Raw genomic sequence first — 11974 nt, forward strand, 5'->3', positions numbered from 1 at the left:
GGTGATCCCGCAGAAGATGTACGCCGGCATGGACAGTTTCGTGCTGCTTTGCATCCCGGGATTCATCCTTGCGGGGAACCTGATGAATGCGGGGGGCATCACCGCGCGGATCGTGCGGCTGGCGCAGGCGCTGGTGGGCTGGATGCGCGGCGGGCTTGGCCTGACGAACGTCGCGGCTTCCATGCTGTTCGGGGGTATTTCCGGCACCGCTGCGGCCGATGCGGCCTCGATCGGGGGGATGATGATCCCCGGCATGAAGAAGGCGGGCTACCCCGCGGACTTCTCCGCTGCGATCACCGCGGCCTCGTCGACCGTCGGCCCGATCATTCCGCCCTCAGTCCCGATGATCATCGTCGGCACCCTGTCGGGCATCTCCGTCGGCAAGATGTTCATCGCCGGCGCCTTGCCCGGCATCCTGATGGGGGTCGCCATGATGATCACGGCCTGGATCATCGCCCGCAAAAAGAACTTCCCCAGGCAGGACTGGCAGGGCTTCGGTGAGCTGGGCCGCGCCTTCCTGGGCGCCTTCTGGGCCGTCGCCATGACCACCTTCATCGTCGGCGGCCTTCTGATCGGCTTCGCCACTCCGACCGAGACTGCCGTCGTCGCCTCCGTCTATGCCTTCGTCGTGGGGGCCTTCGTCTACAAGGGGCTGAAGCTGCGGGACGTGCCGCGCATCGTCGTCGACAGCGCCATTTCCGCCGCCGCGATCCTTGCGCTGGTGGGCTTGGCGAATGTGTTCGGCTGGATCCTCGTGTCAGAGCGCATCCCCCAGACCATCGCCGATGGCGTCCTTTCGATCACCGACAACAAGTTCCTCGTGATCCTGCTGATCAACCTGGTGCTGCTCTTCGTCGGCATGTTCATGGAGACGATCGCCGCGCTCATTATCCTCTTCGCACCGCTGCTGGCGCTTGCGGTGGGCGTGGGCGTGGATCCGCTGCACTTTGCCGTCTTCGCCGTGCTGAACCTGATGATCGGCCTCACCACGCCGCCGGTGGGTGTCTGCCTGTTCATCTGCGCCGACATCGGTCGCGTCTCTCTCTGGCAGGTGACCCGGGCCATCGGCCCCTTCATCCTGACCAACTTCATCGTCCTGATGCTGGTGTCCTACGTGCCGTTCTTCAGCACCTGGCTGCCCTCGCTGCTCAACTGACAGGAGCCCCCATGTCCATTCGTATCGCCCGCCTGCATGGTCAACAGGACCTTCGCGTCGAAACCCTGCCTGATCCCGAACCCGCCGCCGGCGAGGTTGTCGTGGCGATCGGGGCAGGGGGCATCTGTGGGTCGGACATCCATTACTACACCCATGGCGGGATCGGAGAGATGATCCGCGTCCAGGAGCCGATCATCATCGGGCACGAGGCCGCCGGCACGATCACCGCGATCGGTGAGGGCGTGCAGGGGCTTTCCGTCGGGCAACGCGTTGCGCTGAACCCCTCGCATCCCTGCGGGACCTGTACCTTCTGTGAAAGAGGCCAGCACCAGCACTGCCTCAACATGCGCTTCAAAGGCTCTGCCATGTTCATGCCGCATGAGCAGGGCTTCTTCCGGGATCGCGTCGCCATCGGGGCCGCGCAATGCCATCCCATCGCCGACGGCGTCCCCATGGCCGAAGCCGCCCTGTCAGAGCCGCTGGCCGTTTGCCGCCGCGCAGTCACCCGCGCGCTCGATGTCGCGGGCACGCTTGAGGGCAAGCGCGTGCTTGTCACCGGGGCCGGCCCGATCGGGGCGCTCTGCGTTGCACTGGCAAAGCACTTCGGGGCGTCCGAGATCGTGGTGACCGACCTGCAGGACGCCACGTTGAAAGTCGCGGCAGAGGTCGGCGCCACGCGCACGATCAACGTGGCGACCCACGGCAGTGACCTGAAGGATTACGAGGCAGAGAAAGGCCAGTTCGACATCGCCTTCGAATGCTCCGCCGCAGAACCTGCCTTGCGCTCGGCGATCCTGTGCACCCGGCCCTTGGGCACCATCGTCCAAGTCGGGGTGATGGGGGATACCCCGGTGCCCTTCAACCTGCTGGTCTCTAAGGAGATCAACCTGATCGGCAGCCACCGTTTCGACAAGGAATTCGGCCAGGCGGTGGAGCTGATCAACACCCAGGCCATGGTTCTTGGCCCCATCGTCACCCACAGCCTGCCCATTGCCGAGGCCGTGTCCGCGATGAACCTGGCCACCGATCGCGCCAAGGCCGTGAAGGTGCAGATCACCTTCGATTGATGCGCTTTGGCCCTGTTGCCTGATCAACCGGGACCGTGCAAACGCGGTCCCGGTCGATCAGGCTTGACCGGTCGTCTTGCAGCCCTGAAACCTTTGCGCGGCGCAGACGGTCCGGGCTGAGGAGGCTGATCCCCCATGTATCTCAATCCCCTGAGGATATTTCTGGCCATCGTCGACAGCGGTAGCCAGCACGGCGCAGCGCGGGTGCTGGGGCTTAGCCAGCCTGCCGTGACCAAGGCGCTGAAACGCCTGGAGGCCGACCTGGACGTGCGTCTGTTCGACCGCTCGGTCCATGGGGCGGAACTGACCGAGTTCGGACAGGCGCTGCTTCAGCATGCGCGTCTGGTGGATGCAGAGCTGAAGGCGGGGCTGGACACGCTGAACCACATCAAGGGGGAACGGCAGGGCTCCGTCTCTGTCGCCCTGGCGCATATGCCCGCGACGGTGATCATGCCGCGCGCCCTTCGCGGCTTTCGGCTGGACTGGCCCGACGTCCGCCTGCGCATCGCGGCCAGTGTCTATCCCTTCCTGCTGCCGCAGATCCGTGACGGCGCGCTCGATTTCGCGATCTCGCCCGCGCCGCTGGAAAACTGGCCGGAAGACCTGGTTCGGGTGCCGCTGCTGACCACGACCCTGGTGCCGGTCGTCCGCATTGGGCATCCGCTTGCCAAGGCGACAAAACTGTCGGCGCTTGCAGATGCGGACTGGGTGCTGCCGACCCAGGAATGCGCCACCGCGCAGGCGCTCCGCAAGGCGATGCAGGTGGAAAACCTTCCGCGTCCCTCCTGCCTTGTCACCTGCGAGACCTTCACCGGCCTTGTCACCAATATCTCCGCCAGCGACATGGTCGGGCTTGTCCCCAAAGAGATGCTGCATTCCATCTCCGGCGCAATTGGCGTGGTCGAGGTGCCGGTTGGCGAACGCCTGCAGGGGGCGGACCTCTGCCTGATCCGCCGCCGGGCCGGGGTCCTGACCCCCGCCGCCTCCGCGCTGGCCGACCGGCTGGCACGGGCCGCACGCGCTTTGCCGGGCGGAGTCCTGGAAGAGGGCGGGAGCAGGGGACGGGACCCCTCCGTCTAAGATAACATAGGGTTATTACCCTGATTATTAGTTGGCTTGGCGGGGCCCGCCACCCCCTTAAAGTGCCACGAGCTCATCATCGGATCGGACCAACTTCCCGGGCCGTGGCGCCCAGCAAGGACGCTGGCAGGCATGGGCGCAACCGGGCCCGAACCATGAGACAGGCACCTCAAGAACATCCGAGGCACGGCAAGTGCCCGGGTCCAACACAACACGGAGTTCACCTTGAAAACCATCTTCCGCGCACTCGCCATCGCCGGCGCTCTCGCCACCTCAGCCGCCATCCCGGCCCAGGCCCAGGACATCAAGGTCGGCCTGTCCCTGCCCGAGGGCATGGCGGATTTCGACTTCATCAACGGTATGTATGAAACATTTAAATCCGAGGTCGAGGCGAACTCCGACATGGGTGTGGACATCGTCTACGGCGGCGCGTTGGGGGCGCCGAATGACCGGCTGGCGCAGATGCGTCGCGGCGTGATCCAGATGAGCGACGCTGCCGACGGCAATATCGCCACCATCTTTCCCGACATCCAGATCCTGAACATGCCCTACCTGTTCTCCGGCGTCGAACAGGCGCGCGCGGTGCTGGATGGCCCGTTCGGTGAGAAACTGGCAGAGGCCGTGCGCGAAGAGACGGGCATCAAGGTGCTGGGCTGGTGGGAATCGGGTGGCTTCAAGCATTTCAGCGCCAACACCGCGATTGCCACGCCCGCCGACATGGAGGGCCTTAAGATGCGTGTCCTCGGCTCTCTGGCCACCATCCCTGTCGAGGCCCTCGGTGCCTCTGCCGCGCCCGTGGCCTTCAGCGAGCTCTATACCTCGCTCAAGACCGGCGTGGTCGACGGGCAGGACAATTCGCTGACCGTCTTCAACCTGGTGAAGCTTTACGAGGTGCAGCCGCATCTGTCCCTGACCGCGCACACCTATGCTTTCGGCCCGCTGGGCATCAACGACGCCTTCTTTGAGCGTCTGGACGAAGAGCAACAGGGCGTTCTGATGGCCGCGGCAGAGGCCGCCATTGCCTACAACCGCGAAACCTCCAGCGCCAAGGATGCAGCCGCGGCGGCCTTCGCGCGCGAAAACGGGGTCGAGGTGCTGGAGCTTGACGACACGGCCAAGGCCGCCTTTGCCGAGGTCATGCAACCGGTCGCCATCGACTGGCTGCTTGACAACGTCGACACCCCCGCGCTGATCGACGAGGCGCTTGCGGCTGCGGACGCCAAGTGAGCCGCAGACCATTGTTGCGGCCTATGATGCGGATCGTGAACATCGTTGACGGGGCGCTGCGCGCCCTCGTTACACTTTGCCTGATCGGGCTTACCGTGCTGGTCCTCTTCCAGGTGGTCAGCCGGTATGTCTTTGGCAGCGTCCCGCTCTTTGCCGAGGAAACCGCGCGTTTCGCGATGATCTGGATGGCGATGATGGCGGCCGCCCTGGGTGTCCGCGATGCTGCGAATATCCGTATCGACCTGGTCCCGGCTGCCATCGGGCGCCTGTCGCCGCGCGTCCTGCGCCTGCTTGAAGCTCTGCTGGAGTCCGTCTCTCTGACAGTCTTCCTCGTGCTGGCGTGGTATGGGCTGGATGCCATGCTCTTTGCCCATGGACAGACCAGCCCCGGTATGGGAATCCCGCTGTCCTATCCCTATGCGGTGATGCCCATCGCCTTTGTTTGCGCGGCGGTCTTCTCTGCCCTTCGTATTGTCTATGGGCCTGCCGAGCATAGCCCCGAAAGCCAGGTAGGGGGTGCTGAATGACCCCCTCGCTTTCCGTCCTGATCGCCAGCTTCCTGGCGCTGCTGATCCTTGGCCTGCCGGTGGCATGGTCCATGATCGCCGCGGTCCTTGTCTGGACCGTTTTCACGGACAATTTCTACGTGCTGCCGGTCGTGGCGGAACGGGTCTTCCAAGGGATGGACAGTTTCGTCCTGATGGCCGTGCCGCTGTTCATCCTGGCCGGGGAGCTGATCAACGCCGGCCGCATAACCGAGCGTCTGGTTACCTTTGCTAATGCCGTCTTCGGCTGGATGCGCGGGGGGCTGGCCCAGGTCAACGTCGGCGCATCTATCCTGTTCGCGGGCATCACGGGCGTCGCCCTGGGCGACATCGCCGCCCTTGGCCGGATCTTCATTCCGGCGATGGTGAAGCAGGGCTATTCCTCTGCCTATGCTGCGGCAGTGACGGCCTCTTCTTCCATCATCGGGCCGATGGTGCCGCCCTCTCTGGTCGCCGTGATCTACGGCTCGATGACCGACCTTTCCATAGGCGCGCTGATGGCCGCGACGCTCTTGCCCGGGCTGTTGATCGGCGTGATCCAGATGGGGCTGATCGCCTTTCAAGCCCGCCGTCAGAACTTCCCGAGCGTCCAGATGGATCGCAGGCCGCGCGCCATGGTCAGCGTCACCGGCAAGGCGATCCTGCCGCTGATGCTGCCGGTGATCATCCTGGTGGGGATGCTGGGCGGCCTCATGACCCCGACCGAGGCCGGCGCCGTGGCCGCGCTTTACGCCGCGCTGATCTCTCTTGTGATCTACCGTGCCATCAGGATCCGCGACCTCTGGCCGGTCTTCGGACGTTCGGCCCTGTTCTCCGGCCAGCTCCTGATCATCGTCGGCTGCGGCGCGGCCTTCTCCTGGGTGATGGGCATGGAAAACGTCCCGCGGCTGATCGGGGGCCAGATCGAAGGGCTGGGCCTTGGCTACTTCGGGACGATGCTCATCTTCAACGCGGTGCTGCTGGTGCTTGGCATGGTGATCGACCCCACCACGGTGATCATCCTGTTCGGCCCTCTGCTGTCCACCGCCGCGATGCACGCGGGCATCGATCCGCTCCACTTCGGCGTTGTCGCGATCCTCAACCTGAACGTGGGCCTGCTGACCCCGCCGCTTGGTGTCTGCCTCTTCGCCGCCGAACGGCTGGCCGGCTGCGGTCTTGTGCCCCTGCTGCGGGAAATCCTGCCCTTCCTGCTGGTGTCGCTGGTCACGTTGGCCATCGTCGCGGGCTTCCCCGGCCTCAGCCTCTGGCTGCCCAACCTGATGGGCTTCTGAGCCCAGCCAACCCCATGGAGACGACTTTGCCATGACATCCAACACCGATGGCTCCGGCTATTTCCTGTACCATTCGATCGGCATGTATCCCGGCAAGGCCCAGGCCATGGAGCAGGCGCTTTGCAACTATGCCAAGGTCTGGGGCACGCCTGACGACAGCCAGTGGCCGCAGGTCCTGGGCAACCGGCAGCGCTTCATAGACCTCTGGACCGATCTGATCGGCGCCGATGCGGGCACGCTCACTTCGTCGGAGAACGTGACCACCGCGCTCATGAGCCTGATCGGGGGCCTGCCCGAGGATTGCCTGCGCGGGCGCAGCCTGCTGGTTGCCGGGGATTGCTTCCCCAGCCTGCATTTCCTTCTGGCCGGGTTGGCCCCGCGGCTTGGCTTCACCCTGCGCACGGTCCGCCTGCGGCCGGGCGAAAGCTGGGTGCGCGACGAAGACATGATCGAGGCTTGGGACGAAAGCGTCGGCCTTGCCTTGCTGACCTTCGTGACCTCCACGGCCTCGCACCGCTGCGACCTCGACACCCTGGTCGCCCATGGCCGCAAGATGGGCAGCCTGGTCGGGGTGGACGTGACGCAGGGCATCGGGCTGATCCCCTATGACGTGCAGGCACCGATGGTCGACTTCACCGTATCGAGCAGCCTGAAATGGCTGGGAGGCACCTCCGGGGCCGGGATCCTGCATGTGGCCAGGCCCCTGTTGCAGGCCTGTCGTCCCGAGTTGCGGGGCTGGTTCAGCCAGGAGAATCCGTTTTCCTGGGATCTCGATGCCTTCAGCTTTGCACCAGATGCGCGCCGCTTCGACCACGGCACACCCTCCGTGCTGGCCTGTGTCGGATCGGTGCCGGCGCTGGAATGGAACGCGGCGCAGGACGCGCAGGCGATGCTGGACCATAACCGCAAGCTCTCTGGCATGATCCTTGAGGCCGCGCCGGACCTTGGCCTAACCCCCGTCAGCCCGACTGATGACGCCCGCCGCGGCGGGAGCGTGATGCTGCGTCTGCCCGAGGGGCCGGATCCTGCGCAGACCGTCTCTGCCCCGCGCGACAAGGGCCTGTTCACCGATTGCCGCGGGCGGATCCTGCGCCTGTCGCCGGGGTCTGTCACGACCGAGGACGGGGTGATGCGCCTGCTGGCCGCGCTTGCCGGGACACGGGGGGCAGCATGACCCGCAGCGCTTCGGAGCTTTCCCACTGCGTCACGGCGCGGTTCGATGTTGCGGCGGACACGGCGCTTGCCTTTCTGCGGGATCCGATCGCCCTGGGCGCCTGGTCGCTTGGCTGCATGAACACCCGGCCCGATGAAGAGAGCCGGGGCGTCTACAGGGGCAAATCCCTGTTTGATGGGTCGGAAACCCGGTTCTGCATCGATGCGGATCCGGAGCGGCGGATCGTCGACTACCTGCTGGGCACCCCCGGCGAAATGGTGCCTCGGATCTCGATCCGGGTGGTGCCGGCCGATGTCTGCGATCTTGAGGCCACGCAGTGCTACGTCACCATGACGGCATGGCGACCGCGCACCATGGATGAGCCGCGCTGGCAGCAGCTTTGCGCCTGTCACGAGGCAGAGATCCACCTGATCCGCGCCCAGTGCGAAGCCGCCGCAATGGGCGATCCTGTGCAGCCTTTCTCCGCCGATGGTGACAAGGCGCGGGGCCTGTTCGGCCGCTAGAACGGGGCAAGTGAGCGCGCGAATTATGACGTGATCGCAAAGCCTTGCGCGCTGATCAGGCGTCCCGCTTCCGCCTCTCTGCACCCCGTCATACGGCAAGGTTGCGCATAGGGCATGCCTGGGGCTGCAAGAGAACTTGAATCCCCTTGGCACCTTCCGCATAGAAGAGCCTGGCTGCGAAACGGAGTTGGGCATGTCGATCCGAGAGACTGTTGCCAGGAAGCTTGATCTTCCGGCGACGCGAAACTTCATCACCTGCGTGATCCTGTTCAACGCGGTGGTCCTGGGCCTTGAGACATCCGATTACGTGATGGCGCGGGCCGGGGCGCTGGTGGTCCTGCTGGACAGGCTGTGCCTGTCGATCTTCGTGGTGGAGATCGGGCTGAAGATCTTTGCGCGGGGGCGGGCCTTCTTCCGGTCGGGCTGGAACATCTTTGATTTCGTCATCGTGGGGGTCGCCCTGATCCCGGCGACACAGGGGCTTTCGGTGCTGCGGGCGCTGCGCATTTTGCGGCTGCTCAGGATCATCTCCGTCGCGCCGACATTGCGCCGCGTGGTGGAGGGATTCGTCTCTGCCTTGCCGGGCATGGCGTCGGTCTTCCTATTGATGGCATTGATTTTTTACATCGCGGCGGTGATGGCGACGAAGCTTTTCGGGGATACCTTCCCGGAGTGGTTCGGCACCATTCCCCTGTCGACCTATTCGCTGTTCCAGATCATGACGCTGGAAAGCTGGTCCATGGGGATCGTGCGCCCCGTGATGGAGGTGTCGCCCTATGCCTGGCTGTTCTTCGTGCCCTTCATCCTGGTGACCACCTTCGCGGTTGTGAACCTGGTCGTGGGCCTGATCGTGAACAGCATGCAGGAGGCCCACGCCGAAGAAAGCAACGCGGCGACAGATACTTACCGGGACGAGGTCCTGCGGCGGCTGGAGGCGATCGAACGCCGGCTGGCAGAGGCCGAACAGCGCCGAGACTAGGCGCGCGGTGGCGGATGGCGCGGGCCTCCGGGCGCACCGCAGGCCTTTGCATGACCCGATCCGGGGCAGGGCAGAGCGCGCCGTTTGCCCGTCTTTCCGGCCCGTGCAGCGTGGTCCGAAAAGGGGCGAAATGGGGCGTCGGTGGCACGTCTGTATCGTGTCGGTATCACGTCGGTATTACGTCGGTGCGCTCCGCACGGTGGGCTAACGGGCTTTAGAGGGGTTCATGGTCAACTCCGCGCGCGAAGGGGCGGCAGCCTTGCCCTGGGGCGCGTTGGGCGCAGGCCCCGGAGCGGCGGTATACAGGCGCTTGCCTGTCGCCGGGGTTCTGACGTTAAATAGCGTCGCAGGCGACCGGGCGGGGCATCCCGCAGGGGATCATGCCGAAAGCGATCAGGCCGGAAGTGACCAGCGAAATGGACAGCGACACCGAGAGCGACATGGATCTGCTGGCCCGCGCCGCGCGGGGCGATGCGGAGGCCATGCGCGGGCTTTACGAGCGCCACCACGATGCCCTTTTCGCCTTCATCCGGATGCGCTGCGATGACCCTGCGCTGGCGGGGGACGTGGTGCATGACGCGATGCTGGATGTCTGGCGCACGGCGGGAAAGTTCGCGGGCAAAAGCTCTGTCAGGACCTGGATCTTCACCATCGCGCGCAACAAGCTGGTGGACCGGATCCGCCGGTCCTCTCAGCTGTCCTTCACGGACGAGGTGCCGGAGACCGTGGACGACAGCCCTGATGCGACGCAGGTGATCGCGGCCTCTCAGGATGCGGCGCGGCTGCGCGCCTGCCTCGACAAGCTGAAGAAGGTGCAGCTGGCGGTGATCCGGCTGGCCTTCTACGACGAGCTTCCCTACGAGCAGATCGCCGAGATTGAATCCGTCCCCGTCGGCACGGTCAAGACGCGGATCTTCCACGCCAAGAAGGCGCTGATGCATTGCCTTGGCCAGTCTGCCTGAGCCGGGCGCGCGCCGCGCCTGCCTCAGGGCCGGGTGACGGCGTTCACCAGCGCATCGCGGCTGGCAAGCAGCGCCTCTGCGCTATCGCGGGCCCCGGCATCCGTGAAGGATAGCGTGTAAAGACCCAAGGCAGAGGGGCCCTCGATGATCTGCGCGCCGGTCTCCGCCAGAAGGGCCGTGACCTGGGACAGGGGGGCATCGGGGGCGAAGGCCACGCGCAGGGCAGGGCCGGCGGGGGTCACGCTGGCCGGGCGGAAGCCATCGCCGGGCGACAGGCGCGGCACCACGGCGAGCTGCCAGCAGGTGATCGCCACGGCGGCGATGGCTGCGACCTTCAGCAAGGGCAGGATTCGGTTGGTATTGGCGGGCGTGCCGCGCTGCTCCTGCGCGATGGAGGCCGAAAGGCGCTGCCAGCCCTCGGCACGCGCGCCCTCCGGCACCGGCGTCGCGCCCAGCTGGTCGGCGGCGGCGCGCAGGCTGGCAACTTCGGCCTGAAGGGAGGGGGATTGCGCCAGCTCTTCCTCGAAGGCCGCGCGGTCTTCGGGGGCCAGGCGATCCTGCATGTAGGCCAGCAGCCTGTCGTCCCGGTCGCTGTCGGTGTCCATGGTCATTCCCTTTCCTCCGGGTCCGTTTGTTCCAGACATTGGCCCGGAAAAGAAGCACCTATCCGCCGCTGCCCGCGTGACGGCGGGGCGGGATCATGGTCTTTGTCGTGCGGGGGGCGCTGCGGGTTCAAAAATGGGGCCCAAGGGGCGCAGGGTCCGCGCCTGTGGTCTTTTCGCGCCCCGATTTTGAACCGATCCCGAGGACGGAGCGACGAAGTGACATGAAACACAGATCCGCATATCGCGCGCTGTTCCCGCTCTGCCTGGCCGCGCTGGCGCTGGGGGGATGCGCGGGCGACAGCTTGCAGGTGCCGCCGCCCGCGCAGGTCGCGGCAGATGCGGCAGAGGTGGTCGACCCGCGAGAGATCGTCGCGCTGGTCCCGGACCGTGCCGCCGCCGCCCGGCTTCTGTCCGGCGCCAGGGCCGAGGGGTTCACCCTGCGCGAACAGACCGCCCTGGCCGGGCTGGGGCTTGAGATGCTGCGCCTTGAGATCCCGGGGGCGCTGGGCGGGCCCGGGGCCATCGCGGCGCTGGAACGGATCGAGCCCCTGGCGGTGGCCGGGGTGAACCATGCCTATCGCCCGGCGGCCTCTCACGCGCTGGAGTACGCGGATGCGCTGATCGGCTGGCCGGCTGTGCCCTGTCGTGCGCTGGGGCCGATCGGGATGATCGACACCGGGGTGGATGCGGGCCTGCCGGAGCTGTCGGCTGCCGTGATCCACAGCGCGGGGTTCGCGCGCGGCGCCCCGGCGGGCCGCCTGCATGGATCCGAGGTGGCGAGCCTGCTGGCCGATCCCCGCCGCCTGAGTGGTGTCACGCTTTACGCGGCTTCGGTCGTGGGGATGTCGGCGCGGGGGGAGCAGGAGGCCGGGGTGGACAGCCTGCTTGAGGCGCTCAGCTGGCTGGCGGGGCAGGGCGTGCGGCTGGTGAACATCAGCCTGGCCGGGCCCTACAACAAGCTGCTGGATCGCGGCATCGACCGGGCAGAGGCCCATGGCATGACGATCGTCGCCGCTGTCGGCAATGACGGGGCCGGGGCACCGCCGCGCTACCCGGCGGCGCTGGAGAACGTGATCGGGGTGACGGCGGTGGATGCGGATCGCGCGATCTACCGCGATGCGGTGCAGGGGCGGCAGGTGGATGTGGCCGCGCCGGGTGTGGACGTGCTGCTGAAGCTGGACGGGCGTATGGTCTTTGCCACCGGCACCTCGATCGCCGCGCCCTTCGTCACGGCGCGCATCGCCTCGGACCCTGGGCTTTACGATGCCCCGGCCGCGCGGGTGCGCGCCGGGCTGCGGGGGCTGAGCGATGACCTGGGCGCGCCTGGCCCCGACCCGGTTTTCGGGGCGGGGCTTGTGAAGGCGCCGCCCCGGTGCGCTGCGCCCTGAGCTGAGCTGCGGGCCTC

General features: G+C 66.3%; 12 protein-coding genes. 11 read left to right on the forward strand and 1 reads right to left on the reverse strand.

The window, feature by feature from the left end; translation table 11 throughout:
• The 10 genes from HCZ97_RS00005 to HCZ97_RS00050 form a co-directional block, all read left to right on the forward strand.
• A partial coding sequence (locus HCZ97_RS00005; protein ID WP_167686604.1) for a TRAP transporter large permease occupies nucleotides 1-1156 on the forward strand: 1156 nt, incomplete at its 5' end.
• Nucleotides 1157-1167: 11 nt separating this feature from the next.
• Entirely contained in the window at nucleotides 1168-2223 is a 1056-nt protein-coding gene (locus HCZ97_RS00010) for an L-idonate 5-dehydrogenase (protein WP_167686605.1), read from the forward strand.
• Between the two features lie 135 nt (nucleotides 2224-2358).
• Nucleotides 2359-3303 carry a LysR substrate-binding domain-containing protein gene (locus tag HCZ97_RS00015; protein WP_167686606.1) on the forward strand — a complete coding sequence of 315 codons (945 nt, stop codon included), beginning with the start codon at nucleotides 2359-2361 and terminating at the stop codon, nucleotides 3301-3303.
• Between the two features lie 225 nt (nucleotides 3304-3528).
• The gene (locus HCZ97_RS00020) at nucleotides 3529-4530 is read left to right on the forward strand and encodes a TRAP transporter substrate-binding protein (protein ID WP_167686607.1); all 1002 of its coding nucleotides are present in this window, start codon (nucleotides 3529-3531) and stop codon (nucleotides 4528-4530) included.
• Nucleotides 4531-4565: 35 nt separating this feature from the next.
• On the forward strand, nucleotides 4566-5057 hold the full coding sequence (locus tag HCZ97_RS00025) for a TRAP transporter small permease (RefSeq protein WP_167686608.1): 492 nt from the start codon (nucleotides 4566-4568) through the stop codon (nucleotides 5055-5057).
• A complete protein-coding gene (locus tag HCZ97_RS00030; RefSeq protein WP_167686609.1) occupies nucleotides 5054-6346 on the forward strand; it encodes a TRAP transporter large permease in 1293 nt (430 codons plus the stop codon). Before HCZ97_RS00025 ends, HCZ97_RS00030 begins: the two co-directional genes overlap by 4 nt.
• A gap of 31 nt (nucleotides 6347-6377) precedes the next feature.
• Nucleotides 6378-7520, forward strand: coding sequence for an aminotransferase class V-fold PLP-dependent enzyme (locus tag HCZ97_RS00035; protein ID WP_167686610.1), 1143 nt, complete (start codon nucleotides 6378-6380; stop codon nucleotides 7518-7520).
• Nucleotides 7517-8023, forward strand: a complete 507-nt coding sequence (locus tag HCZ97_RS00040; protein ID WP_167686611.1) for a hypothetical protein — start codon at nucleotides 7517-7519, stop codon at nucleotides 8021-8023. The genes HCZ97_RS00035 and HCZ97_RS00040 overlap by 4 nt, the downstream gene beginning before the upstream one ends.
• 193 nt (nucleotides 8024-8216) lie before the next feature.
• Nucleotides 8217-9002, forward strand: coding sequence for an ion transporter (locus HCZ97_RS00045; protein WP_167686612.1), 786 nt, complete (start codon nucleotides 8217-8219; stop codon nucleotides 9000-9002).
• A 416-nt stretch (nucleotides 9003-9418) separates the two neighbouring features.
• Nucleotides 9419-9964 carry an RNA polymerase sigma factor gene (locus tag HCZ97_RS00050; protein ID WP_167686738.1) on the forward strand — a complete coding sequence of 182 codons (546 nt, stop codon included), beginning with the start codon at nucleotides 9419-9421 and terminating at the stop codon, nucleotides 9962-9964.
• 23 nt (nucleotides 9965-9987) lie between these two features.
• Here the strand turns inward: HCZ97_RS00050 and HCZ97_RS00055 are convergent, their stop codons facing one another.
• Nucleotides 9988-10575 (reverse strand): hypothetical protein, encoded by a 588-nt coding sequence (locus tag HCZ97_RS00055; protein ID WP_167686613.1) that lies wholly within the window; start codon nucleotides 10573-10575, stop codon nucleotides 9988-9990.
• Between the two features lie 215 nt (nucleotides 10576-10790).
• Here HCZ97_RS00055 and HCZ97_RS00060 point away from each other — a divergent pair, with 215 nt between their 5' ends.
• Nucleotides 10791-11957, forward strand: a complete 1167-nt coding sequence (locus tag HCZ97_RS00060; protein WP_254871260.1) for a S8 family serine peptidase — start codon at nucleotides 10791-10793, stop codon at nucleotides 11955-11957.
• The last annotated feature ends 17 nt before the right edge of the window (nucleotides 11958-11974 follow it).

Source organism: Pseudooceanicola sp. HF7 (genome assembly GCF_011806405.1).
Classification (GTDB): domain Bacteria; phylum Pseudomonadota; class Alphaproteobacteria; order Rhodobacterales; family Rhodobacteraceae; genus Pseudooceanicola.